20 protein-coding genes and 1 tRNA gene are annotated in these 24,674 nt (G+C 59.2%); 16 read left to right on the forward strand and 5 right to left on the reverse strand.

Going from position 1 to position 24,674, the window contains the following annotated elements; translation table 11 throughout:
* From V6617_RS08295 to acs, 5 genes are read left to right on the forward strand one after another with little or no spacing between them, the layout of a single operon-like run.
* Positions 1-1,029, forward strand: a complete 1,029-nt coding sequence (locus V6617_RS08295; protein WP_338610376.1) for a branched-chain amino acid ABC transporter permease — start codon at positions 1-3, stop codon at positions 1,027-1,029.
* Between the two features lies 1 nt (position 1,030).
* Positions 1,031-2,182 carry a branched-chain amino acid ABC transporter permease gene (locus tag V6617_RS08300; protein WP_338610377.1) on the forward strand — a complete coding sequence of 384 codons (1,152 nt, stop codon included), beginning with the start codon at positions 1,031-1,033 and terminating at the stop codon, positions 2,180-2,182.
* 10 nt (positions 2,183-2,192) lie between these two features.
* Complete coding sequence (locus V6617_RS08305) at positions 2,193-2,960, forward strand: ABC transporter ATP-binding protein (RefSeq protein ID WP_338610378.1); 768 nt, start codon at positions 2,193-2,195, stop codon at positions 2,958-2,960.
* A complete protein-coding gene (locus V6617_RS08310) occupies positions 2,960-3,715 on the forward strand; it encodes an ABC transporter ATP-binding protein (protein ID WP_422394817.1) in 756 nt (251 codons plus the stop codon). The genes V6617_RS08305 and V6617_RS08310 overlap by 1 nt, the downstream gene beginning before the upstream one ends.
* A 28-nt stretch (positions 3,716-3,743) precedes the next feature.
* A complete protein-coding gene (gene acs / locus V6617_RS08315) occupies positions 3,744-5,654 on the forward strand; it encodes an acetate--CoA ligase (protein ID WP_422394827.1) in 1,911 nt (636 codons plus the stop codon).
* 80 nt (positions 5,655-5,734) lie between these two features.
* Here acs and V6617_RS08320 read toward each other — a convergent pair whose 3' ends face one another.
* The 5 genes from V6617_RS08320 to V6617_RS08340 all read right to left on the reverse strand — a co-directional run bounded on the left by V6617_RS08320 (position 5,735) and on the right by V6617_RS08340 (position 12,657).
* The gene (locus V6617_RS08320) at positions 5,735-7,774 is read right to left on the reverse strand and encodes a TRAP transporter fused permease subunit (protein ID WP_338610380.1); all 2,040 of its coding nucleotides are present in this window, start codon (positions 7,772-7,774) and stop codon (positions 5,735-5,737) included.
* Positions 7,768-8,238 (reverse strand): DUF1850 domain-containing protein, encoded by a 471-nt coding sequence (locus tag V6617_RS08325; protein ID WP_338610381.1) that lies wholly within the window; start codon positions 8,236-8,238, stop codon positions 7,768-7,770. The genes V6617_RS08320 and V6617_RS08325 overlap by 7 nt, the downstream gene beginning before the upstream one ends.
* 25 nt (positions 8,239-8,263) lie before the next feature.
* On the reverse strand, positions 8,264-9,226 hold the full coding sequence (locus V6617_RS08330; protein WP_338610383.1) for a TAXI family TRAP transporter solute-binding subunit: 963 nt from the start codon (positions 9,224-9,226) through the stop codon (positions 8,264-8,266).
* A gap of 247 nt (positions 9,227-9,473) precedes the next feature.
* On the reverse strand, positions 9,474-10,835 hold the full coding sequence (locus tag V6617_RS08335; RefSeq protein ID WP_338610385.1) for a sigma-54 dependent transcriptional regulator: 1,362 nt from the start codon (positions 10,833-10,835) through the stop codon (positions 9,474-9,476).
* The gene (locus tag V6617_RS08340) at positions 10,828-12,657 is read right to left on the reverse strand and encodes an ATP-binding protein (RefSeq protein WP_338610386.1); all 1,830 of its coding nucleotides are present in this window, start codon (positions 12,655-12,657) and stop codon (positions 10,828-10,830) included. The genes V6617_RS08335 and V6617_RS08340 overlap by 8 nt, the downstream gene beginning before the upstream one ends.
* 216 nt (positions 12,658-12,873) lie before the next feature.
* On the opposite strand from V6617_RS08340, the gene V6617_RS08345 reads away from it, so the two are divergent.
* The 11 genes from V6617_RS08345 to rpoB all read left to right on the forward strand — a co-directional run bounded on the left by V6617_RS08345 (position 12,874) and on the right by rpoB (position 24,650).
* Entirely contained in the window at positions 12,874-13,839 is a 966-nt protein-coding gene (locus V6617_RS08345; protein ID WP_338610659.1) for a class 1 fructose-bisphosphatase, read from the forward strand.
* Between the two features lie 172 nt (positions 13,840-14,011).
* A complete protein-coding gene (locus V6617_RS08350) occupies positions 14,012-15,214 on the forward strand; it encodes a Tad domain-containing protein (protein ID WP_338610388.1) in 1,203 nt (400 codons plus the stop codon).
* A gap of 130 nt (positions 15,215-15,344) precedes the next feature.
* The gene (tuf, locus tag V6617_RS08355; RefSeq protein WP_338610390.1) at positions 15,345-16,535 is read left to right on the forward strand and encodes an elongation factor Tu; all 1,191 of its coding nucleotides are present in this window, start codon (positions 15,345-15,347) and stop codon (positions 16,533-16,535) included.
* 118 nt (positions 16,536-16,653) lie between these two features.
* Positions 16,654-16,729, forward strand: a tRNA-Trp gene (locus V6617_RS08360).
* A gap of 215 nt (positions 16,730-16,944) precedes the next feature.
* A complete protein-coding gene (gene secE, locus V6617_RS08365) occupies positions 16,945-17,139 on the forward strand; it encodes a preprotein translocase subunit SecE (protein WP_338610392.1) in 195 nt (64 codons plus the stop codon).
* A gap of 35 nt (positions 17,140-17,174) precedes the next feature.
* Positions 17,175-17,705, forward strand: a complete 531-nt coding sequence (gene nusG / locus V6617_RS08370) for a transcription termination/antitermination protein NusG (protein ID WP_338610394.1) — start codon at positions 17,175-17,177, stop codon at positions 17,703-17,705.
* Positions 17,706-17,832: 127 nt separating this feature from the next.
* Positions 17,833-18,261 (forward strand): 50S ribosomal protein L11, encoded by a 429-nt coding sequence (gene rplK / locus V6617_RS08375; RefSeq protein WP_338610396.1) that lies wholly within the window; start codon positions 17,833-17,835, stop codon positions 18,259-18,261.
* A gap of 6 nt (positions 18,262-18,267) precedes the next feature.
* A complete protein-coding gene (rplA, locus tag V6617_RS08380) occupies positions 18,268-18,960 on the forward strand; it encodes a 50S ribosomal protein L1 (RefSeq protein WP_338610397.1) in 693 nt (230 codons plus the stop codon).
* Between the two features lie 332 nt (positions 18,961-19,292).
* Positions 19,293-19,808, forward strand: a complete 516-nt coding sequence (rplJ, locus tag V6617_RS08385) for a 50S ribosomal protein L10 (protein WP_338610399.1) — start codon at positions 19,293-19,295, stop codon at positions 19,806-19,808.
* A 60-nt stretch (positions 19,809-19,868) separates the two neighbouring features.
* Complete coding sequence (gene rplL / locus V6617_RS08390; protein ID WP_338610400.1) at positions 19,869-20,243, forward strand: 50S ribosomal protein L7/L12; 375 nt, start codon at positions 19,869-19,871, stop codon at positions 20,241-20,243.
* Between the two features lie 264 nt (positions 20,244-20,507).
* Positions 20,508-24,650, forward strand: coding sequence for a DNA-directed RNA polymerase subunit beta (gene rpoB / locus V6617_RS08395; protein ID WP_338610401.1), 4,143 nt, complete (start codon positions 20,508-20,510; stop codon positions 24,648-24,650).
* Positions 24,651-24,674: the final 24 nt, after the last annotated feature.

Genomic DNA, 24,674 nt, shown 5'->3' on the forward strand with positions numbered 1-24,674 from the left:
ATGGATGCGATTCTCGCGCAATTGCTCAACGGGCTGGACAAGGGCGGCGCTTACGCCCTGATCGCCTTGGGTCTCACTCTGGTTTTCGGCACTTTGGGTGTCGTTAATTTCGCTCACGGCGCGCTGTTCATGCTCGGCGCCTTCTGCGCGGTCACGTTCCGTGCCCTGATTACGATGGAAAGCGTCACGATCGACGAAACCCAGCTTTCGCCCTGGGGGGCTCCTCTCGAAATTCGCACGCCGATGGCCGAAACCTGGTTCGGCGATTTCGGCGCGGTACTCGTTGATTATTCGGTGCCTTTTTCGATTCTTCTGGCCATTCCTGTCATGCTGATCATCGGCGTGGCGATGGAACGGGGGCTGATCAAGCATTTCTACAAACGCCCGCATGCCGAACAGATCCTGGTGACCTTTGGTTTGGCCATTGTCCTGCAGGAAGTGGTCAAGGCGTTTTTCGGTCCCAATCCATGGCCGCAACCCATTCCGTCCGACCTGCGGGGCGCCACCGACGTGGGTGTCCTTTTCGGAATGCAGGCGGGCGCGGTCACATATCCGCTTTGGCGGCTGGTCTATCTTGGCTTTTCGCTCGCCGTTCTGGCTGCAGTGTTCGCATTCCTGCGCTTCACGACCTTCGGTATGGTGGTCCGTGCGGGCATGGCTGACCGCGAAACCGTCGGGTTACTCGGGATCAATATCGATCGCCGCTTTACGATCATGTTTGGATTGGCGGCGGTGGTGGCGGGGCTGGCAGGCGCCATGTATACGCCGCTGCTGCCGCCCAATTACAGCCTTGGCATGGATTTCCTGGTGCTTTCGTTCGTGGTCGTCGTGGTTGGTGGGATGGGCTCGCTGCCCGGCGCTGTCGCAGCCGGCTTCCTGCTCGGCATCCTGCAGTCCTTTGCATCAATGACGGCAATCAAGGCCATCATTCCCGGTATCGACCAGATCATCATCTATGCGGTGGCTGTGATCATTCTGCTTGTTCGTCCCCGTGGTCTGCTGGGCCGCCGTGGCGTGATGGAGGCCTGAGATGGATTTCTTTCGACTCCCAAGGAACGAGTACGTCACCCTTGCCGTCTTCTCGCTGGTGGTTCTCACCATGCCGATCTGGCTTCAGCCGTTAGGGGCGGCCTATCCCGGGCTCATGCAGCAATTCACGATCTTTGCGATCTTTGCGGTGGGCTTCAATATTCTGTTTGGTCTCACTGGATATCTCAGCTTTGGCCATGCGGCCTTTCTGGGGGTCGGCTCCTATACGGCAGTCTGGTCTTTCAAGCTGCTGTCGATGGATGCCATTCCGGCGCTGATTTTCGCCATCGTCATGGCTGGCGTTTTTGCACTGGTCATCGGGTTTGTGTCGCTGCGCCGCTCGGGCATCTACTTTTCAATCCTGACCCTGGCGTTTGCCCAGATGAGCTATAACCTTGCCTATTCGGTGCTCACGCCCATCACCAACGGCGAAACGGCGTTGCAACTTGCTGGCTCGGACCCGCGCGTGCTCGACACCCTCTTTGCCGTCGGGACGTCATCGGCAATTCCTTCACCAAGCCTTCTGGGCAACACCCTGGGAGGCATGGGGGGATTTTATCTCTGTGCCGTGATCCTGCTGGTGGTATTCTTCATCGCCCAGAAGATATTCACCTCGCCTTTCGGAATGATGTTGCGCGCGGTCAAATCCAACCAGACGCGGCTGTCCTATACTGGCGTGAACACACGTCCCTATACGTTGGCCGCCTTCGTTATTTCCGGCATGTATGCCGGCTTGGCCGGTGGTCTGCTGGCGGTAACCGATCCGCTGGCTGGTGCCGAGCGCATGCAATGGACAGCTTCGGGTGAGGTTGTTCTGATGACCATTCTCGGCGGGGTTGGCACGTTGATCGGCCCGGTCATCGGGGCATGGCTGATCAAATTCATGGAAAACATCTTCTCGGCCTACAACGATCGTATCCTTCAGTTCTATTTCGACTGGATGCCCGACGGAATTCAGGACTTTGCGGTCACTGTGGCGTCGAAATTCGTGGGCGAGGGCTGGAAGCTGACGGAGGGACTGGTCTTCGTACTGGTGGTCGTGTTCCTTCCGGGCGGCATCATGGAAGGTGTCCGTCGCATCCGCTCGATGTTCGGCAACCGCCGCAAGCACCAAGAGACGCCGGCCAAACTCAGCACATCCGCAGCAGAATAGGAGATTGGTCATGGAAACCAAAAAAAACGTCGTTCTGCATGTCGCCGATGTGCACAAGAATTTCGGTGGTCTGCATGCTCTTGCCGATATCGACCTGCAGGTCGAGGAGGGCCAGACCCACGCGATCATCGGCCCGAACGGGGCGGGCAAATCGACTTTGCTCAATGTCATCATCGGGCGCATTCCGCCCACCAGCGGCGCCGTGGTGTTCGACGGCACCGTGCTGACCGGAAAACAGCCACATGAAATCAATCAGTTGGGTGTCAGCCGCGTGTTTCAGACACCGGAAATTTTTTCCGATCTTTCCGTTCTCCAGAATGTCATGACGCCGGCGTTCGCAAAGCGCGACGGTGCATTCAAAATCAATCTGGCCAAGCCCTTCGAGCGAGAGACAGCATTGCGCCAGGAGGCCGAAGCGACGCTTGAAGACGTCGGATTGGTCGAGCGGCGCGGTGCCCATGCGGGCTCCCTGTCGCGCGGCGACAAACGGCGGTTGGAACTGGCGATGTGCCTCATCCAGAAGCCACGTCTGCTGTTGCTGGACGAGCCGACGGCGGGAATGAGCCGTCATGACACCAACACGACAATCGAGCTGCTCAAGAAGATCAAGAGCCGCGGCATGACCAAGGTGATCATCGAGCACGATATGCACGTCGTCTTTTCGCTGGCCGACAGGATTTCGGTGCTGGCCGGAGGCCGGATCATTGCCGAGGGTTTGCCAGAGGATGTGCGCGGCGATCCACGCGTGCAGGAAGCTTATCTGGGAGGAGCGCATTGATGAACGCCGTCTCGACAAACATGAAGCCGGAAGCAGCCGTCCCTGCCGATTCACCCTTTCTCTCGGTCAAGGACGTCCACGCCTATTATGGCGAGAGCTACATCGTCCAGGGGGTGACCTTCGAGGTGCCGTATGGGCAAATTCTGGCGCTACTGGGGCGCAATGGCGCGGGCAAGACATCGACGCTGCGTACCATTGCGCGGCTCGACAATCCCACTGTGCATCAGGGGGAGATTTGGCTCGACGGCCAGCCCATTCATGGCATGAAGGCCTTTGAAGCGGCCCGGTCCGGTATCCAGCTGGTCCCGGAAGACCGGCGGATCATTCAGGGGCTGTCGGTTGAAGAAAATCTTGCTCTTGCCCAGGTGGCGCCGGGTGCCGGGTGGGACCTCGATCGCATTTACGGCCATTTCCCTCGCCTTGCCGAGCGCCGCCGGCAGGAGGGCACGACGCTGTCGGGTGGGGAGCAGCAAATGCTCGCCATTGCCCGGGCCCTGGCCAGAGACCTCAAGCTCCTGTTGCTCGATGAGCCTTATGAAGGGCTCGCGCCGGTTATCGTCCAGGAAATCGAAACCATCCTGCACGAGATCAAGGAACTGGGCATCACAACCATCATCGTGGAGCAGAACGCGATTGCGGCCCTCAAGCTGGCCGATCGGGCCGTTATCCTCGATACGGGCGAGGTGGCATTTTCGGGGAGCGCTCGCGAAGTGCTCGACAACGCCGAGTTGCGGCAAGAATACCTCGCCATTTAGGAGGATGGATATGAACAGCCAGGCCCCAATGGCGCGCCATACACGGCTCACGCCGGAGAGTTTCCAGGAGAAGTATTCAGCCTCGCTGACCGATCCTGAAGCCTTTTGGGCAGAGCATGGCAAGCGTCTCGACTGGATTGAACCCTATACCAAGGTCAAAAATACAACCTTTGCCTATCCCGATGTGTCAATCAAATGGTTCGAGGACGGGATTCTCAACGTTTCGGCCAACTGCATTGATCGGCACCTGCCGACCAATGGTGACAAGACCGCGTTGATCTGGGAACCCGACAACCCGCAAGATCGTGCTCAGCACATCAGCTTCCGGCAGCTCCACGACGAAGTCTGTCGGTTTGCCAACGTGCTCAAGGAACTGGGCGTCAAAAAGGGAGATCGGGTCACTATCTACCTGCCGATGATACCGGCAGCGACATATGCGATGCTGGCCTGTGCCCGCATCGGAGCACCACACTCGGTGGTTTTCGCCGGCTTCTCGCCCGACGCTTTGGCCGGGCGGATCAACGATGCGGATTCTACCGTCGTTATTACCGCCGACGAAGGGCGCCGGGGCGGCAAGCCCGTCCCGCTCAAGGCCAATGTCGACAAGGCGCTGGAAGACTGTCCCGGTGTCTCGAAGGTTCTCGTGGTTGAAAACACCGGCGGCTCGATTGCGATGAAGGGCGGTCGCGACGTCTGGTGGCATGACGCCGCTTCGGGCGTGGAGCCGTTCTGCGCGCCCGAACCGATGAACGCGGAGGACCCGCTGTTTATCCTTTATACCTCCGGTTCGACGGGCAAGCCCAAGGGCGTTTTGCACACGACTGGCGGGTATCTGGTCTGGGCGTCGCTAACCCATGAAATGATCTTCGATCCGCGGCCTGACGACGTCTATTGGTGTTCGGCCGATGTGGGCTGGGTGACCGGGCACAGCTATATCGTTTACGGGCCGCTGGCCAATGGCGTCACCTCGCTGATGTTCGAGGGCGTTCCCAATTGGCCCGACCCGTCGCGGTTCTGGCAGGTCGTCGATCGGCATAAGGTCAACATCTTTTACACTGCCCCCACAGCCATTCGCGCACTCATGGGCGCCGGTGTCGAGCACGTCGATAAGGCCGATCTTTCATCGTTGCGTCTCATCGGAACGGTGGGCGAACCGATCAACCCTGAGGCTTGGCAGTGGTATCACAAAAATGTCGGTCGGGGCCGGTGCGAGATCGTCGATACCTGGTGGCAGACCGAAACCGGCGCCTCGATGATCATGCCGCTTCCCGGGGTCATCGCGACCAAACCGGGGTCTGCGACAAAGCCGTTTTTCGGTGTCGATCCGCTCGTTCTGACGCCTGAGGGCAAAGTGATAGAAGAGACCAGGGCGGAAGGCGTTCTGGCCATAGCCGATAGCTGGCCCGGGCAGGCACGCACCATTTGGGGCGACCACGCGCGGTTCATCGAAACCTACTTTTCGACTTATAAGGGGCTTTATTTCACGGGCGATGGCGTTCGGCGCGATGAGGATGGCTACTACTGGATAACCGGGCGGGTCGACGATGTGCTCAACGTCTCTGGCCACCGTCTGGGCACTGCCGAGATCGAGAGTGCGCTGGTCGCCCATCCCAAAGTTTCCGAAGCCGCGGTGGTTGGCTATCCGCACGAGATCAAAGGGCAGGGCATCTATTGCTATGTGACTCTCATGGCGGGAGAAAAAGACAGCGACGACCTCAGGGTCGAACTGCGCAACTGGGTTCGCAAGGACATCGGGCCGATCGCCTCGCCCGATTGCATTCAGTTCGCCCCAGGCCTCCCCAAGACGCGATCCGGCAAGATCATGCGCCGTATCCTGCGCAAGATTGCCGAAAACGACTTCGGTGCGCTGGGGGATACGTCAACGCTTGCTGATCCAGCGGTTGTCGATAATCTTATAGACAATCGCTTGAACCGATAGGAAACACGCGCCGCGGCATTGGCCGGCGGTGGGTATTTTCCAGGAAGAGAGCGGAGCCCCGGCCGTCGCCGGGGCTCTTTTCATGCGGGCTGCGGATTGGTCCGGTCGTTGCGCCAAGCCAGCCAGGTATTGTGTCCCAGGATCGCAATGCAGCCCAGGAACCCGGCAATCTCGGCCGCCGGATAGGGAGACAGGCATCCAATGCCGCCCAGGCAGAGGAGCACTCTGAGAATGAGATGCATCCGGGTCTGGAAAAACCCTTCGAGCACAGCAACAAACGCCACGGTGCCGACCAGCGCCAAGGCGCCGTTCCAGACGACAGTGGGAAGTGGTCCACCTATGATGATTTCTGGGTTGAACACCATGAACATGGGAATGATGTAGAGGCCCTTGGCGAACTTCCAGGCCTGAATACTGGTCTCCATCGGCCCGCTTCGTGCTATTGCTGCCGCTGCAAAACCGGCTAGCGCGACCGGTGGTGTTACGTTGGAATCCTGTGAATACCAGAACACCACAAGATGCACGATCAGCAGCGGAATGCCGAACTCCTGATTGAGGGCTGGCCCCACCAGGATGATGATCACGATATAGGCTGCGGTGACCGGCAGACCGAAGCCGAGGATCAGGCTGGCGATAAGCACGAGCAGCAGGGCCAGCAGTACATATCCGCCAGAGAAAGCGAGCATCATCGAGGTGAATTTCAGGCCCAGCCCGGTCAGGCCGATAATGCCGACGATAATTCCGCCGATGGCGCAGGCAATCGTAACTGTCAGAGCGTTGCGCGCGCCGACCTCGCAGGCCTCAACCAGCTTCAGCCCTCCTAGCCTGAGAGCTTCACCAATTGCGGGCCGTTCGGTGCCATTTTCGCGCGGTGCGAAACGCAGCCAGTCGTAGCTTCCCTTGAGGACAGCGACGATCAGCACCGAAATAACGGCCCAAAAGCCAACCCGCATTGGCGACATGCCAAGGATCAGCAAGTACATCAGGATCGCGAGTGGCACCATGAAGTGCCAGCCATTTTTCATCACCTCGCGCACTGAAGGCAATTCGCTGGCCGACATTCCTTTCATGTTCTGCTTGATGGCGATGATGTGGACGAAAAGATAGACCGTGAGAAAATAGAGAAATGCCGGAAAGATCGAGACCAGAACGATGTGAAGGTAGGGAACCCCCGTGTATTCGGCGATCAGGAACGCCCCGGCGCCCATCAGTGGCGGTGTTATCTGTCCACCGGTTGAAGCGGCTGCCTCGATGCCGCCGGCCTGAGCGGGCTTGTATCCAAGGCGCTTCATCAGTGGGATGGTGAAGGGGCCGGTGGTGACCACATTTGCAATTGTCGAACCCGAGATCGAACCCATCGCCGTTGACGCAACGACCGCTGCCTTGGCCGGTCCGCCCCGGCGGCGTCCGGTTGCGGCATAGGCAAGTTCGATGAAGAACTGGCCGGCCCCGGTGACTTCAAGCACGGCACCGAACAGCACGAAAATGAAGACATAGGTTGCGGCAACACCAAGCGGGAGCCCGAAAATCCCTTCCTGTCCGAGATAGAGCTGTGCTGCCAGGCGATCGATGGGATAGCCCCGGTGACTGAGAATGCCGGGCATGATGTCGCCCAGCCATGGCAAGGGGCCATTGGGGCCAGCCATTGCGTAGAGGATAAAGACGATGCCGATGATGGTAATGCCTTTGCCCACCACGCGTCGGCTCGCTTCGAGCAGGGTGATAACCGCGATTACGCCCACGGTGACGTCGGTCGAACTCCAGAACCCGGCCCTGTCGATGATGTCGTTGAGAAAAACAGCGATATAGAAGCCCGATACGATCGCCAGGGCAAAAAACGCCGTGTCGACCAGGGCTCCTATTGGGCCTTGCTTACGGTGCGGGCCGGCGACAGGGAACACCAGAAAGGCGATCATCAGGATAAAGCCCAGATGGATCGAACGCTGATAGAAAAGGCCGAGCGGGTTGATGCCCGCCGTGTAGAGCTGAAACAACACCAGGGCGACCGACAGAATTATCACCGCAAGGCGAATGGGCCAGGGGCGCTCGACCACGGCACTGGCCGGCGGCGGAATGTCGGGCGCCAATCGGCCCTTCTGCCGGAAGGTTGATTTCAGCATGAATTTTCTCCCTCGTGTCCTGCGCTATTCAGGACGATGCGCACGGCTTGCCGTGGCGCTATGGCAGACAAGTTCTCGTCTCGCTGATTCAGGATGATCCTGTGGTCGACCCCTGGTGCTCCGACCCGGAGCCGAAGGCAATTGTCGGGCACGGGCTCGTCGATATTTTCGATCCAGTATCCGCCTTCGGGTGCAGAAATCATGGTGCCCCGGCCCGGAATATGGCCCAGCCCTGCTGCAAAATCGGGTTGGTGGGATCGCTCGAGTACCATTTGCCCTTGGCGCGCGACAAAACAGTCGCGGACGAGGAAATGTTGGACCGAATGATTCCAGAAAATGCACCATCGCGAGCCGTTTGCGACCGGCTCCTCGAAGATGGTTTCTCCGTCTTCCCCGAAAACTTCCAGCATAAGGCCGGTAGTTTGATCGCACAGCGCCGCGGTTGACAGGGTCAGGGCGAGCACCAGGCTCGCCCCACCCATCGTGCCGTTAGGGCCGAGCATTTTCGGGAATGTCCGCTCCGACTTCCTCGTAGTAGCGGATCGCCCCGGGATGCAGCGGGATCGGTGTTGCACCCAGAGAGAATTCGACTGTCGTGTCGTTGGCTGCAGGGTGGATCGCCCGCAGATAGTCGATCTGTTCGTGCAGAAGCTTGGTCACCTGATAGGCCAGCTCTTCGTCCATGCCGGCGCTGACGACCAGTGCGTTGGGGATGCCGACCGTCGGCGTTTCAGTGTCGACGCCTTCATAGCTGTTGGCGGGAAGAACGTAGTCGGCAAAGATCGGCTCGACGTCCTTGGCCGCCGCGATTTCATCCTCACTCAACGGAATCAAACGAATTGCGCGGGCCACGGCCAGTGACATGATCGAAGACGTCGGAGGACCAACGCTCCAGATGCCGGCATCGATATCGCCATCGCGCAGGGCATCGGCGGTTTCGTTGAAGTTGAGGCGCTGTGCAGCAGCCAGATCCTCATAGGTGATGCCATTGGCGTTGAGGATAGCCTGGGCGTTGAGTTCGGTGCCTGAACCGGGCGCGCCGACCGAAACGCGTTTGCCGACCAGGTCGGAAAGGCCTTCGATGTCGGAATCGGCGGGGACGACGATCTGCACGGCATTGGGATAAAGGGCGCCCAGGGACAGGATATCGACCTGCCGGCCTTCCAGCGCTCCTGTTCCTGTATATGCCTGATAGACGGTATCGCCGAGGGCGATTGCGAAGTCCGCAGCTCCCTGCTGTATCAGAGCCATGTTCTCGACCGAAGCGCCGGTAACTTCGGCAACAGCGCTGTAGCCTTCGAGATTCTCGGTGATCAGCTCGGCAAGGCCGCCACCAATCGGATAATAGGCGCCGCCGGTTCCACCGGTTGCGATGGAGAGTTGCTGTTGGGCGAACGCGGGTGCGCTCACCGCCAGCGCGCCGATTACGGCGCAGGCTGTCAGAAGTTTCATTGTATCCTCCCAATTGCAGCCCATGGGACTGCCTGGTTCCTCTCTAGCGCCGGGCTCCCGGTCGCCACACCCGCCACGCTTCCTCTGCACGGCCGGTAATGCATCTACTGCAATCGCTGTGCCAAACAGCGCGATGATTTTTCGACTCCAGAAAATCCTTTCATTTCAAGTGATTGGGGTTTTGGGTGGCTATTTTGAATCAACGGCGTAAGCAAGAATTTGCCGAGGTTTGGTAACAGTGAGCAATTTATTGCCGATGTTGGTCTTCGGCCTCCCGTCTCCGGATGCCAAGTCGCGTCATTTTTTCGTTGAGCGTCCTGCGGGGGACCCCGAGCTTTTCGATCACCTCGCTGATACGGCCGCCGCTGTCGGCCAAGGCGCGCTCGATTATACGACGCTCAAAGGCCTCGAGCTGCTGGGCCAGGGGCATGATGTCAGCAAGTTCGATGGGACGGGCGATATCGGACGCCGCAAAACTGCTCAAGCCGAGCGCATGCCGCTCGGCCACGTTTCGCAGTTCACGCACATTGCCGGGCCAGTCATGCCGTATCAGTGCATCGAGCGTGGCTCCTTTGAGTGGCCGCGGTTCGCGATTGTGGCTGCGCGCCGCTTCCCCTGCGAAATACTCGAAAAGAAGCGGAATATCATCGCGCCGGTCGCGCAACGGCGGGATGGTGAGTTCGACGACCGAAAGCCGGAAATAGAGGTCCGAGCGAAAGGCACCCGCGTTGCTTTCGGCTTTCAGATCGCGCTTTGTGGCAGCGATGGTGCGAAAATCGACAGGAATTGAGCTGTTGGATCCAAGGCGTTCGATGGCGCGTTCCTGCAGCGCTCTCAACAGCTTGGCCTGCATTGTCAAAGGCATCGATTCAACTTCGTCGAGCAGAAGAGTGCCCCCGTTCGCGTGCTCGATCTTGCCGATCCTGCGGCCTGCAGCGCCGGTAAAGGCGCCGGCTTCGTGCCCGAACATTTCGGTTTCCACCATGGTATCGGGGATGGCCGAGCAATTGACGGCGACGTAATTGCCGGTCGAGCGGCGGCCCAGCTCGTGCAGGCATCGCGCTATGAGATCCTTGCCCGATCCGGTTTCCCCATAGAGCACGACGCTCACATCGGTTGCGGCGATTTCCGAAACCGCTTCGCGAAGGCGCTCGATCTCGCGCGATGTGCCCAGAATTCTGTTGCGCAAGCCATCGGAAGGGGCAGTCGAGGCCAGGTGCCGGTTTTCCAATATTAGACGGCGTTTTTCGGTCGCGCGGCGGACTGTCTGGGCGAGACGCTCGGGATCGAAAGGTTTCTCGATGAAATCATAGGCGCCGATCCGCATCGCCTCCACGGCACTTTCGATGTCGCCCTGACCAGTCATGAGGATCACGGGTATATCGGGATCGATTTCCAGGATTTGTCGCAACAATTCCATCCCGTCCATGGATGGCATGCGCAAGTCCGTAAGAACGATACCGTTGAGCCCGGCCGAGATGTACTCAAGAGCCGATTGGCCCGATGCGAAGCTTCGTGCATCATGACCGGCAACGCCGAGCCATTGCTGGACGGCATGACGCATGGGCTCTTCGTCGTCGACAAAAAAGACGGTTTGACGTTCAGCCATTATCGGCCACCTCGGTTGGCGATGGCGACGATGCTTCGTCCACCGCAACCAGTTCCACTGTAAGGACGGCACCGCCCTCGGGGTGGTTTGCGGCCCTGAGCGTGCCACCGAATTCGTGGATGATCTCATAGGAAATCGTCAGCCCCAACCCCAGGCCGGCCCCCGATGGCTTGGTGGTAACGAAGGGATCGAACAGCGTTTCCAGAATGGCGGGGTCAAAGCCGGGACCATGGTCTCTGACCTCGATGAAGATGCGCCCGTTTGCGGTATGCATGGAAACTTCGACGACCGGCTCTGGCGCTTCTTGCACGGCATCGATGGCATTGCGCACCAGATTGATGATCACCTGTTCAAGCCGTACGTCATTTCCGCGCGTAAAGGCGGGAACAATCGACTTCCTTATCGTGATGGCATCGGCCTGCAATTGAACGTCAACAAGGTCGAGAGCCTTGTGAACGGCCCTGTCCGCCGAAATCACTTCGGCCGGCCCCATGCCTTCCTTGCGCGCGAACGATTTGAGGTGTGAGGTGATCCGTCCCATGCGTACAGCGAGATTGTCCACCTTTTCGAGATTGTCGAGAATGGCGCCCGGGTCGCCCAGCGGCACGAAAACCCGCGTTGTGGCGATATAGGTGCGCATCGCCGTAAGGGGTTGATTGATCTCGTGCGCGATGGCGGCGGACATCTGTCCGAGCGCAGCCAGCTTTCCGGCCTGTATCAAATCGTTCTGGGCACTGCGGAGCTCACGTTCGGTGCGGCGACGCTCCTCGACCTCGACATGGAGGGTGTCGTTGACCTCACGTAATGCGCTCGTGCGTTCCGCCACGCGCTGTTCAAGGTCGGCCCTTGCGGCTCGTTCGATGGCCAGGCTGCGTTGACGCTGTGCGAGATAGAACAGGATGGCGATCACCAATGCCGAGCCTGTTGCGCCGATCATCGTGCCGTCGCGTCTTGCGTCAGCGACGCTCGAGAGGTCCGTGAGCTGGTTTACCGTCCAACCGAGCTCCGGGATATGGACAGTCTGGCGCAAAAAGCTCCCATTGTCCGGCAGGCCCTCAGCCCAGACCTGATCTCCGTCGGGTGTATGCTCGTCCATCCGCAATTGTTCGATTTCGGTCCCGGCATACTGCCGGGTGCTCTGGATGCGGGTGATCGCCGTCTCGTCGACCGGCGCGAGCGAGCGGTATTTCCATTCGGGCCGGCTGGCGAGGAAGATGATGTCATTTTCGTCGGTCACCATGATGTGCTCGGCAGCCCGGGCCCAAATCGCTTCGAGGTCGTCGAATTCGATCTTGGCCACTGCGACGCCGGCCGGCTGCGTGCTTCCGACAGCACGGGCGATGAAATAGCCGGCTCTTCCGGTGGTGACGCCGATGCCGAAATAGGTACCCTCACCGTTTGCTATGGCCTGCGTGAAATAGGACCGGAAGCCATAATACTGGCCGACGAAGCTTCCTTGGGTGTTCCAGTTGCTGGCTGCCAGCGTGTATCCGTCAGGTCTCATGACATAGAGTGCGGCGGGGCTACCTGATGCTTCGATCGTCTCGAGCTTGCGATTGAGCGCATCGATCACATCCGGGGCAGGTTCGGCGAGGGTGGCCTGCACGTCCGGGTCGAGCGCGAGCACCAATGGGAAATGAGCGTTTTGGGCGATGGTATCGCTGATCGTCTGAGCGACGAGTTCGGCCCTGGTTTCGCCGGTGGAGCGGGCGGTACTGAGTGCCGATCGCTCCCATATGACGCGGGTGGCCAATGCGCTGGTGACGACCACCAGCGCTGCCAACACGATCTGCAGATATTGGCGCAGCCTGTCTTTCCTCATCCCGTTCGAAGGTTAGCGACGGCAGAACCTCCTGCCTAGTCCTAAACAGCGGCGCATGACGGATGGCGGGCGATCGGATGCGAAGGGAGCGGAAGGCGAACACGCCGAGCTTCGCCCGTGAGGTGGGTGGTTAGGACTTTGGTTGGTCTGGACGCCCGATGTCCCAAAGCATAAGCAGGATTGAAAGACCCATTTTGGAGGCAGCTCGTGGCGCGTATGACTCTTGAAACCTGGATCGCGCAAAGCGGTTTTGACCGAACCATCGGCGCAATTTTCGGGATGGTCGCGGACTGCGCTGTCGAGATTTCCGTCGCGCTGCGGGTGGCGTCGGCCGCCGGAGATACCGGAGCCGCACAGGCGGTGAACGTTCAGGGAGAAGTGCAGAAAAAGCTCGATGTCGTCGCCAACGATATTTTCTTGAGCCGCGGTGCGGCCAGCGGAGTTCTCGCTGCGATGGTGTCGGAGGAACTGGACGAAATAGAACTTGTGGCCGGAGCTGGCAATGCGCGCCATGCGCTGGTCTTCGATCCACTCGACGGATCATCCAATCTCGAAATCAATGGGGCGGTGGGTTCGATTTTTTCGGTGCTTGACCTGGGCAAGAGTTCAGAGATCTCTGCCGCGGACGTATTGCAGCCGGGAAAAAAACAGGTTGCCGCCGGATATGCGCTTTACGGCCCGGCCACAATGTTGGTGCTGACGACGGGGCAGGCGGTAACGGTGTTCAGTCTCGATGAGGCAAGCGCCGAGTTCGTCATGGTTCGGGACAGGGTCGAAATTCCGGCGGAGGCTGCCGAGTTCGCTATCAATGCCTCCCGGCAAACGCGATGGTATGCGCCGACCCGGGCCTTCATTAACGCCTGCATTGCCGGCAAATCCGGCCCGTTCGGCAAGTCCTACAACATGCGCTGGTGTGCAGCCATGGTCGCCGATCTGCACCGTATCCTGTACCGGGGCGGGGTCTTTCTCTATCCCGAGGACGAGGACACCAGGGGCAAGGGTGGGCGCCTTCGCCTGCTCTATGAAGCCAATCCCATGAGCATGATCATCGAAGCAGCTGGTGGCGCCTCGAGCACTGGGACCGAGCGCCTGCTCGATATCGAACCTTCCAGTCTGCACCAGCGCATCGGCATCATCATCGGCTCACGTGCCGAGGTGGAACGCGCGAAATCGTTCTATTGAGGCGGTTCCAGTTGCTTAACGTCCGGTAAACCCTTTCAGACAGTTTTGCCGAAACTGCGTAAGTTTACTGAAAATCCATTCCGTTACTGTGTGATCTACGTAGAACCGGCAATGCCGGTCGCAATCGTGCGGTTTATTTGGTGCAAGAAGCGCCGGAAATGGACGAACGGGCATGGGACGCAGTTTGTTGGACTTGGTCCGGCGCGAGGATGGCGTCGTGGCGGTTATTTTCGCAGTTATGGCGATACCGTTCATTGCGATGGCCGGATGGGCCGTGGATTACGTGCGTTTGCAGCACGTGCAGGAAAAGCTGCAGATTGAAGCGGACGCCGCAGCCCTCAATGCCCTGATTGAGGACGTTGAATGGGAGGTCGTCCACGATTCCGCCATTGCCGAGCTTGGCCGCAATTATGATGGAAACTGGGCGGATGAAATCGAGGTGACCGGTGGCTGGCTGAGTGAGTTCGATTTCGAAGTCGTTGCCGAAGCCGACGTTCCGCTCGCATTCATCAGGCTCCTCCCGGGCGTTGGCGACACCCAGCATGTCCGGGTTACTGCTGTTGCGCGAGTATCGGAGCCGGAGCTGCACTATAGCCCTCCCGAATTCACCGCGCTGGAATTTGAAGCCTGGGACTTCAACCGTCTATGGCTCTATTGCTATTGGCCCGATCGGCCGATCAACGATCCGACGCGGCCCCGTCGTACGCAGATGGTGCCTATCGCCGACAATGGCGGATCGGTGTTTACGCCTGATCCGGGCGATCCGCGCGATGAAGATTCCCCGATCGAGGATTCCAATCTGCGCTCGATGTACGAAACAAGGACGATGCTGGGAACCGAACAGCTGGATACACAAGAGCAGGGAATCTGGCGCCAGATCAGCGGCGGAAGCGGGACGAGCCGGCGATACACGTACCTGATGCCGCAATGTCCGAGCGGGTCCTATCTGAGCATGCGTCTCGAGAACGTACGTGAGGCCCTTGAAGGCGTTCGGCGCGGATGGCACACAGCCGCGCGCTGGGACAGCGGCGGAACGCGTTACAATCATTATTCCGATACCGTTTCTGCCAGCGGCGAGGCCGATGACTATACCGGTCTGGGCTCGATTACGATTCTTGAGACGATCATCTGCGATACGCTCATTCAGTGCAGGACCAATCCAAGTTCCGGCGGTCTGATTCCGCCACGCCAAACCGGCAGAGACCCGCAGGAGGCCATGGAAGGGTGCACGCCCGGGCGCTTCATGTACTATGGGTGGGAAGACAGGCCACCTGAAGGTGGCGGCTCGGACCGGGACTATGACGATATTCGTGTTGTCATGGCCTGCCCGCAGGAAGTTTCGAGCGGTGAACGCAACGCGAGATTGCTCATTTAGCCCTCCGGGACGTTGCTGACGACCGTCGTCGGGGAGTGCTCTAACCCTTGCGCGAAAAACCACTTGTTTCTCATCGTGCAACCGGGTAAACGCCCCCGCAGTTCTAATTCTCGATTAACGGTTGTGAGCAATGGGCAAGGAAAAATTTTCTCGTAACAAGCCGCACTGCAACATCGGCACGATTGGTCACGTTGACCATGGCAAGACGTCGTTGACAGCAGCGATCACGAAGGTTCTGGCGGAGACTGGCGGGGCGACGTTCTCGGCGTATGACCAGATCGACAAGGCGCCGGAAGAGAAGGCCCGCGGGATCACGATTTCGACGGCGCACGTCGAATACGAGACCGAAAAGCGCCACTATGCGCACGTCGATTGCCCTGGCCACGCCGACTATGTGAAGAACATGATCACCGGTGCTGCCCAGATGGACGGCGCGATCCTTGTTGTTTCGGCTGCCGACGGCCCGATGCCGCAGACCCGCGAGCACATTCTGCTCGCCCGTCAGGTTGGTGTTCCGGCGCTTGTGGTGTTTCTGAACAAGGTCGACCAGGTCGACGACGAAGAGCTGCTCGAGCTGGTCGAGCTCGAAGTTCGCGAACTTCTCAGCTCGTACGAATTCCCCGGTGACGACATTCCGATCACCAAGGGTTCGGCCCTGATGGCGCTTGAAGACAAGCGTCCGGAGATCGGTCACGATGCTGTTCTGGAACTGATGCGCACTGTGGACGACTACATCCCGCAGCCCGAGCGCCCGAAGGACCAGCCGTTCCTGATGCCGGTTGAAGACGTTTTCTCGATCTCGGGTCGTGGCACCGTTGTGACCGGTCGTGTGGAACGCGGCATCGTCAAGGTTGGCGAGGAAGTCGAGATCGTTGGTATGAAGCCGACGCTCAAGACGACTGTTACGGGCGTTGAAATGTTCCGCAAGCTGCTCGATTCGGGTGAAGCTGGCGACAACATCGGCGCTCTGATCCGTGGTATCGACCGTACGCAGGTCGAGCGCGGTCAGGTTCTGTGCAAGCCCGGTTCTGTGACCCCGCACACCAAGTTCGTTGCGGAAGCCTACATCCTGACCAAGGAAGAGGGTGGCCGTCATACGCCGTTCTTCACCAACTACCGCCCGCAGTTCTATTTCCGGACGACGGACGTGACCGGTGTTGTGACGCTGAACGAAGGCACCGAGATGGTGATGCCTGGCGACAACGTGGAAATGAACGTGGAACTGATCGTTCCGATCGCGATGGAAGAAAAGCTGCGCTTTGCCATCCGTGAAGGCGGCCGCACCGTCGGCGCCGGCGTCGTCTCCAAAATCGTCGCTTAACCGCTTCGATTTTCGCTGGAATTCAGGGGCGGCCTTCGGGTCGCCCTTTCTTTTTGTCTTGTGATTGCAACAGGCTCTTGCGCTGGAAAACCAACTCGACTAGACCATGGCTCGGCACAGGGGTGTAGCTCAGTTGGTAGAGCATCGGTCTCCAAAACCGAGGGCCGTGGGTTCGAGTCCCTCCGCCCCTGCCAGTTCCCACTTGCGGGATAGTGCGATCTGACACCCGGCGTACCCGGCGCTCACGCCCATTTTACGCCGGTTCGCAGCAGCCAAAAAAGATGGTCGCGGGTCTTGCGCTGAAGCGCTCCAGAGACTAAATAGGCCACTCTTGGCCGTGCGATGCGACTCGCGCGGCGATTGCTTATGGACTTAAGCCCCAGATTTAACACCAGGTATCGAGCGGTATATGGCCCGGACTAATCCTTTTACGTTTTTTCAGCAGGTGCGTTCGGAGGTCGGGAAAGTTGTCTGGCCAACCCGCAACGAGACGCTGATCTCGACTGCGATGGTTCTGGCCATGGTGATCTTCGCGAGCCTGTTCTTTCTGGCCGCCGATCAGATCATCCAGTTCTTTGTCGGGTTAATACTGTCCATTCGCTAAAGCGAAGCGGCGGGATCAGGAGCGAAAAAAGCAGTATGGCCAACCGTTGGTACATTGTTCAGGCGTATTCGAACTTCGAGCGCAAGGTTGCAGAAGACATCAGACAGAAGGTTGTCTCAAAGGGCCTCGATCATCTGTTCGAGGACGTTCTTGTGCCGACCGAAAAGGTCACCGAAGTGCGTCGTGGCCGCAAGGTTGACGCCGAGCGCAAGTTTTTTCCCGGCTATGTGCTGGTCAAGATGGAGCTGACCGACGAGACGTTCCATCTCATCAAGAATACACCGAAGGTCACCGGGTTCCTTGGCGCGGACAACAAGCCGCAGCCGATCTCGGAACGGGAGGCGATGAGCATCCTCCAGCAGGTGCAGGAGGGCGTCGATCGTCCCAAGCCTTCGGTTTCGTTCGAGGTCGGCGAGAACGTGCGGGTTTCCGACGGTCCGTTCGCGAGCTTTTCGGGTGTCGTCGAGGAAGTCGACGAGGAGCGCGCACGCCTCAAGGTCGAAGTTTCGATTTTCGGTCGGCCTACGCCGGTCGAACTGGAATACGGTCAGGTCGAAAAGGTCTGACCGGATGCGCCCCGCTAGCGGGGCGAATGATGTGTGGGAGAGGGCGATGGTTGCCATCCATCGATCAAGCCTCGGACCACACCGTCACCAAATGGCCGTTTTGGCGGTCTATTGAAAGGAACGCAGCATGGCAAAAAAGATTATCGGTTATATCAAGTTGCAGGTGCCTGCCGGCTCCGCAACTCCGTCGCCTCCGATTGGGCCGGCCCTCGGCCAGCGCGGTCTGAACATCATGGAATTCTGCAAGGCCTTCAATGCGGCCACGCAGGAGATGGAAAAGAACGCGCCGATCCCGGTCGTCATTACCGCTTTCGCGGACAAGAGCTTCACTTTCGAGATGAAGCTGCCCCCGGTCACCTACTTCATCAAGAAGGCGATTAGCCTCAAGTCGGGCTCCAAGCGCCCGGGTCACGATAGCGCCGGCACCCTGTCACAGGACCAGCTGCGCGATATCGCTGAAAAGAAGATGAAGGATCTCAACGCCGATACCGTTGAGGCCGCAATGAGCATGGTTGCCGGGTCCGCCCGTTCCATGGGCCTTCAGGTTGAGGGGTAATCGGACATGACCAAGATCGCAAAGCGCACCAAGCAGGTTCGGGACGGTATCGACCGCAAAAAGCTCTATGGCGTCGATGAGGCCATCAAGATGGTCAAGGAGCGCGCAACGGCAAAGTTCGACGAGACCGTCGAAGTTGCAATGAATCTGGGTGTTGACCCGCGCCACGCCGACCAGATGGTTCGCGGCGTCGTCAACCTGCCCAACGGCACGGGCAAGACCGTTCGCGTCGCCGTGTTCGCCAAGGATGCCAAGGCCGAGGAGGCCAGGAAGGCCGGTGCTGACATCGTTGGTGCCGACGACCTCGCCGAGGAAATCCAGAAGGGCAACATCAATTTCGATCGCTGCATTGCGACCCCGGACATGATGCCGCTCGTTGGGCGCCTGGGCAAGATTCTGGGCCCGCGCAACCTGATGCCGAACCCCAAGGTGGGCACCGTGACCCCTGATGTCGCCGGAGCCGTCAAGGCTGCCAAGGGCGGCGCAGTGGAGTTCCGTGTCGAAAAGGCCGGTATCATTCACGCCGGTGTGGGCAAGGCTTCGTTCACCGAAGTTCAGCTCGTCGAAAACATCAAGGCGCTGACCGATGCTGTTTCCAAGGCAAAGCCTGCGGGCGCCAAGGGAACCTACGTCAAGCGCGTCGCCGTTTCCTCGACAATGGGCGCTGGCGTCCATGTCGATCCCTCGTCGGTCCTGTAGGGCTGACGAAAAGCCGATTTCGGGCGGTTCCGGCCGCCCGAGATGCCCAAAAGGGACGAAATCCCTTTTGGGTAAAGTCCTGTCCGAGACTGTGTGGTGATGGCGGCTTGCCATCCTAATTGCCGGGGGCTCCCGGTGGCCACCAATAGATGGGGTGATGACCGGACGAGATTTTCGCAGAAATGCGCTCGTTTTGGTTTGAACCGAACTGGCTTTTGGGGCGTGCCCCTTGGACCGGTTTACAGGCACTGCACCGCTGCCCCGATATTGGGACAGCTTATTGCAACGGGTTCGATCCATGTGGGATCGGGCCTAACTCGTGGAGAGTAGCAGTGGATAGAGCGGAAAAAGCTGAGGTCGTCTCCTCGCTCCAGCAGGCATTTGCCGGCTCGGGCGCGGTTGTCGTCGCTCACTATGCCGGTCTGTCGGTGTCTGACTTCGAAAAGCTGCGTGTGCAGATGAAGCAGGCCGGTGGACAGGTTAAGGTCGCAAAGAACCGCCTTGCCAAGCTCGCTCTTAAAGATACCGAAACCGCGGATATCTCGGACCTTCTGACAGGTCCGACGGTTCTTGCCTATTCGGAAGACCCCATCACGGCACCTCGTATTGCCAAGAAGTTCGCCGACACGAATTCCAAGTTCGTGATCCTCGGCGGCGCTATGGGTTCGACCGGACTGGACGCCGATGGCGTCAAGGCTCTGGCCGATCTGCCTTCGCTGGACGAACTGCGCGCCAAGCTCGCCGGTCTGCTCACGCAGCCTGCGACCAACATCGCGCGTCTGGCCAAGGAACCGGGCGCTTCTGTCGCCCGCGTTATCTCCGCTTATTCGGAAAAGGGCGCTGCATAAGGCGGCGCGACCATCCACGGTTCAAACTGAAACCAAAGTTGAAAAGAAAAGGCTGATCAAATGGCTGATCTTGCAAAGCTCGTAGACGATTTGTCTGCACTGACCGTCCTGGAAGCTTCCGAGCTCTCCAAGATGCTCGAAGAAAAGTGGGGCGTTTCTGCCGCCGCTCCTGTTGCCGTTGCTGCCGCTGGCGGCGCTGCACCTGCCGCCGCTGCTGAAGAGCAGACGGAATTCGATGTTGTTCTGACCGCCGCTGGTGATCAGAAGATCAACGTCATCAAGGAAGTCCGTGGCATCACCGGCCTCGGCCTGAAGGAAGCCAAGGACCTCGTCGAAGGCGCTCCCAAGGCTGTCAAGGAAGGTGTCAACAAGGCGGAAGCCGACGACATCAAGGCAAAGCTCGAAGCAGCTGGCGCCAAGGTCGAACTCAAGTAGTTCAACTTATCTGTTGCGGGGTGGCCCATGGGCCACCCTGTTTCCCCGCCTCCTGCTTAGCGGAGCGTGGACGCCACCCGGAATTATAGGGCAGGGCGGAAGTTGCGGAACAAGGCGGATGTTCGGTCCAGGCCACCACGGGCCGGATGATATCGCCAGAAAAGACACAAGTCATAAAGGGCACCTGTTCAAAGAACCGACGGCTGATTGTCGATTCTTTGAACAGCTGCCTCCGAGACATTCCAGACGAGAGGAAACGGGTACATGGCTACCACGTTCAACGGGCGCCGCAAGGTGCGCAAGTCCTTTGGGTCAATTCGTGAAGTCACGGAGATGCCGAACCTGATCGAGGTGCAAAAGGCATCTTACGATCAGTTCCTGATGGTTGATGAACCTGAGGGCGGACGGGCCGACGAAGGCCTGCAGTCGGTCTTCCGGTCGGTTTTCCCGATCACCGATTTTTCCAATACCGCGTCTCTCGAATTCGTTCGGTTCGAATTCGAGCAGCCCAAATACGATGTCGAGGAATGCCGCCAGCGCGACATGACCTTTGCCGCGCCGCTCAAGGTGACGCTGCGGCTGATTGTGTTCGAGGTCGATGAAGACACCGGCGCGCGCTCGGTCAAGGACATCAAAGAGCAGGACGTCTATATGGGCGATATGCCCTTCATGACGTCGAACGGCACGTTTATTGTCAACGGCACCGAGCGCGTCATCGTTTCCCAGATGCACCGTTCGCCCGGCGTTTTCTTCGATCACGACAAGGGCAAGACCCATTCGTCGGGCAAGCTCTTGTTTGCCGCGCGTATCATTCCCTATCGCGGGAGCTGGCTCGATATCGAATTCGACGCCAAGGACATCGTCTATGCGCGTATCGACCGCCGCCGCAAGATTCCGGTGACGTCGCTGCTCAAGGCCCTGGGCCTTGATGCGGAAGAAATCCTCGATACCTATTACGGCATCCAGACCTACACAAAGAGTGAGAAGGGCTGGAACAAGCCGTTCGACGTCGAAAAGATGAAGGGCACAAAGCCCGTTTACGATCTGATCGACGCCAAGACCGGTGACGTGGTTCACGAAGGCGGAGCGCGCCTGACGGCACGCGCTGCCAAGAAGATTCTTGATTCTGGCGTGACTCATCTGCTGGCCACCGATGAAGACGTCTACGGCATGTACCTGGCCCGCGATATCGTCGACCTTTCCAATGGCGAAATCTTTGCCGAGGCTGGCGACGAAATCGACGAGAAGGTACTGGCTACGCTGGTCGATAAGGGCTTTGACGAACTGCCGATCCTCGATATCGATCACGTCAATGTTGGCGCCTATATCCGCAACACGCTCGCCGTGGACAAGAACGAAAGCCGTGAAGACGCGCTGTTCGACATCTACCGCGTGATGCGTCCCGGTGAGCCGCCCACCATCGATACCGCAGAAGCCATGTTCAATTCGCTGTTCTTTGACAGCGAGCGTTATGACCTTTCCGCGGTTGGCCGCGTGAAGATGAACATGCGTCTCGATCTCGATGCACCCGACACCATGCGTGTCCTGCGCAAGGAAGACATCGTGGCGGTCGTCCGTACGCTGGTCGAACTGCGTGACGGCAAGGGCGATATCGACGACATCGACAACCTCGGCAACCGCCGTGTGCGTTCGGTCGGCGAGTTGATGGAAAACCATTATCGCCTTGGCTTGCTGCGCATGGAGCGCGCCATCAAGGAGCGCATGAGCTCGGTCGAGATCGATACTGTGATGCCCCAGGATCTCATCAACGCCAAGCCGGCAGCGGCCGCGGTGCGCGAGTTCTTCGGTTCGTCCCAGCTCAGCCAGTTCATGGATCAGACCAACCCGCTTTCGGAAATCACCCACAAGCGCCGTCTTTCGGCGCTTGGGCCGGGCGGCCTGACGCGCGAACGCGCCGGCTTTGAAGTCCGCGATGTTCACGTGACCCATTATGGCCGTATCTGCCCGATCGAGACGCCGGAAGGCCCCAACATCGGTCTTATCAACTCGCTGGCGACCTTTGCGCGTGTCAACAAGTACGGGTTCATCGAGACCCCGTACCGCAAGGTCGTGGACGGAAAGGTGACCGACGAAGTCGTCTACCTCTCGGCAATGGAAGAGGCCAAGCATCACGTCGCACAGGCCAATGCCACGCTGAGCGACAGCGGCGAGTTCGTCAACGAACTGGTCGTGGCCCGTCACGCCGGTGAGCCCTCGCTCACCCCGCGCGAGCAGGTCGACCTGATGGACGTTTCGCCCAAGCAGGTGGTCTCGGTTGCCGCATCGCTCATTCCGTTCCTGGAAAACGACGACGCCAACCGCGCTCTGATGGGCTCGAACATGCAACGTCAGGCTGTACCGCTTCTGCGTGCTGAAGCCCCGTTCGTGGGCACTGGCATGGAATCGGTTGTGGCGCGTGACTCGGGCGCCGCGATTGGCGCCTTGCGTACCGGTATTGTCGATCAGGTGGATGCGACCCGTATCGTTATTCGCGCGACCGAAGAAAACGATGCCTCCAAGTCGGGCGTCGACATCTACAATTTGATGAAGTTCCAGCGTTCGAACCAGTCGACCTGCATCAACCAGCGGCCGCTGGTCGTCGTGGGCGATCATGTTCAGGCCGGCGACATCATTGCCGATGGTCCTTCGACCGAGTTGGGCGATCTAGCCCTGGGCCGTAACGTGCTCGTCGCGTTCATGCCCTGGAACGGCTATAACTTCGAAGATTCGATCCTGCTGTCGGAAAAGATCGTTCAGGACGACGTCTTCACCTCGATCCACATCGAGGAATATGAAGTGATGGCCCGTGACACCAAGCTCGGACCGGAAGAAATCACTCGCGATATTCCCAACGTTTCGGAAGAAGCGCTCAAGAATCTCGACGAGGCCGGGATCGTTCACATCGGTGCCGAGGTGCAGGCTGGCGATATTCTGGTGGGCAAGATCACGCCCAAGGGCGAAAGCCCGATGACACCGGAAGAAAAGCTTCTGCGTGCCATCTTCGGTGAAAAGGCTTCCGACGTCCGCGACACCTCGCTGCGCATCCCTCCCGGGGATGCCGGTATCGTGGTGGAAGTGCGGGTGTTTAACCGTCACGGCATCGACAAGGACGAACGTGCCATGGCGATCGAGCGTGAGGAAATCGAACGCCTTGCCAAGGACCGTGACGACGAACAGTCCATCCTGGACCGTAACGTCTATGCACGTCTCAAGGAGATGTTGTTCGGCCGGGCCGCAACGACCGGGCCCAAGGGCTATGTCGCCGGCACCAAGCTCAACGACTCCATCTTTGATGCCCATGCACGGTCCAAGTGGTGGCAGTTTGCCGTCGAAGACGACAAGCTGATGAGCGAGATCGAATCCCTGCAGGGCCAGTACGACGAGAGCCGTCGCCTGCTCGAGCAGCGGTTCATCGACAAGGTCGATAAGCTCCAGCGCGGTGACGAGTTGCCGCCAGGCGTGATGAAGATGGTTAAAGTGTTCGTCGCGACCAAGCGCAAGGTGCAGTCGGGCGACAAGATGGCCGGACGTCACGGCAACAAGGGCGTTATCTCGCGCATCATGCCGGTCGAGGACATGCCGTTCCTCGAAGACGGTACGCATGTCGACATCGTGCTCAATCCGCTGGGCGTGCCTTCGCGCATGAATGTGGGGCAGATCCTCGAGACCCATCTTGGCTGGGCGGCTCGCGGAATGGGCCGCAAGATCGATGCGATGATGGACGCCTATCGTCAGTCCAAGGACGTCGCGCCGCTTAAGAAGGAAATCAGCGGGCTTTACGAGGGCGACGACTATGTCGGCGATCTCGACGACGACGGCATCGTCCGTCTGGGCCAGCAGCTTTCCAAGGGCGTTTCCATTGCGACCCCCGTGTTCGACGGGGCCAAGGAAGCCGATATCGTTACCATGCTCGAAAGGGCAGGGCTCGACGGTTCGGGTCAATCGACGCTCTATGACGGCCGTACCGGTGAAGAGTTCGACCGCAAGGTGACCGTGGGCTACATCTACATGCTCAAGCTGCACCACCTTGTGGACGACAAGATCCACGCCCGTTCGATCGGTCCATACAGCCTGGTTACCCAGCAGCCGCTCGGTGGCAAGGCCCAGTTCGGCGGACAGCGGTTCGGCGAGATGGAAGTGTGGGCGCTCGAAGCTTACGGCGCTGCGTACACCTTGCAGGAAATGCTGACCGTCAAGTCGGACGACGTTGCCGGCCGGACCAAGGTTTACGAAGCCATCGTGCGTGGTGATGACACCTTCGAGGCGGGGATCCCCGAGAGCTTTAACGTTCTCGTCAAGGAAATCCGCTCGCTCGGCCTCAATGTCGAATTGACCGATATCGAAGCGGACAATGACGAGGCCGGTGGCGATCCCGAACTCGCACCTCCTGCGGACGCGGCGGAATAATCCGCCGCTCCCATATGAACCGAT

The sequence above is a fragment of the Pelagibacterium nitratireducens genome, from assembly GCF_037044555.1.
Classification (GTDB): domain Bacteria; phylum Pseudomonadota; class Alphaproteobacteria; order Rhizobiales; family Devosiaceae; genus Pelagibacterium; species Pelagibacterium nitratireducens.

Excerpts from the sequence above, each read along its gene's own strand:
- V6617_RS08300 (WP_338610377.1), top strand. The coding sequence starts at position 1,031 with ATGGATTTCTTTCGACTCCCAAGGAACGAGTACGTCACCCTTGCCGTC.
- secE (WP_338610392.1), top strand. The coding sequence starts at position 16,945 with ATGGCCCGGACTAATCCTTTTACGTTTTTTCAGCAGGTGCGTTCGGAG.
- tuf (WP_338610390.1), top strand. The coding sequence starts at position 15,345 with ATGGGCAAGGAAAAATTTTCTCGTAACAAGCCGCACTGCAACATCGGC.
- rplL (WP_338610400.1), top strand. The coding sequence starts at position 19,869 with ATGGCTGATCTTGCAAAGCTCGTAGACGATTTGTCTGCACTGACCGTC.
- V6617_RS08330 (WP_338610383.1), bottom strand. The coding sequence starts at position 9,226 with ATGAAACTTCTGACAGCCTGCGCCGTAATCGGCGCGCTGGCGGTGAGC.
- V6617_RS08310 (WP_422394817.1), top strand. The coding sequence starts at position 2,960 with ATGAACGCCGTCTCGACAAACATGAAGCCGGAAGCAGCCGTCCCTGCC.
- nusG (WP_338610394.1), top strand. The coding sequence starts at position 17,175 with ATGGCCAACCGTTGGTACATTGTTCAGGCGTATTCGAACTTCGAGCGC.
- V6617_RS08345 (WP_338610659.1), top strand. The coding sequence starts at position 12,874 with ATGACTCTTGAAACCTGGATCGCGCAAAGCGGTTTTGACCGAACCATC.
- V6617_RS08335 (WP_338610385.1), bottom strand. The coding sequence starts at position 10,835 with ATGGCTGAACGTCAAACCGTCTTTTTTGTCGACGACGAAGAGCCCATG.
- V6617_RS08320 (WP_338610380.1), bottom strand. The coding sequence starts at position 7,774 with ATGCTGAAATCAACCTTCCGGCAGAAGGGCCGATTGGCGCCCGACATT.
- V6617_RS08350 (WP_338610388.1), top strand. The coding sequence starts at position 14,012 with ATGGGACGCAGTTTGTTGGACTTGGTCCGGCGCGAGGATGGCGTCGTG.
- acs (WP_422394827.1), top strand. The coding sequence starts at position 3,744 with ATGGCGCGCCATACACGGCTCACGCCGGAGAGTTTCCAGGAGAAGTAT.
- V6617_RS08340 (WP_338610386.1), bottom strand. The coding sequence starts at position 12,657 with ATGAGGAAAGACAGGCTGCGCCAATATCTGCAGATCGTGTTGGCAGCG.
- rpoB (WP_338610401.1), top strand. The coding sequence starts at position 20,508 with ATGGCTACCACGTTCAACGGGCGCCGCAAGGTGCGCAAGTCCTTTGGG.
- rplA (WP_338610397.1), top strand. The coding sequence starts at position 18,268 with ATGACCAAGATCGCAAAGCGCACCAAGCAGGTTCGGGACGGTATCGAC.
- rplK (WP_338610396.1), top strand. The coding sequence starts at position 17,833 with ATGGCAAAAAAGATTATCGGTTATATCAAGTTGCAGGTGCCTGCCGGC.
- V6617_RS08295 (WP_338610376.1), top strand. The coding sequence starts at position 1 with ATGGATGCGATTCTCGCGCAATTGCTCAACGGGCTGGACAAGGGCGGC.
- V6617_RS08305 (WP_338610378.1), top strand. The coding sequence starts at position 2,193 with ATGGAAACCAAAAAAAACGTCGTTCTGCATGTCGCCGATGTGCACAAG.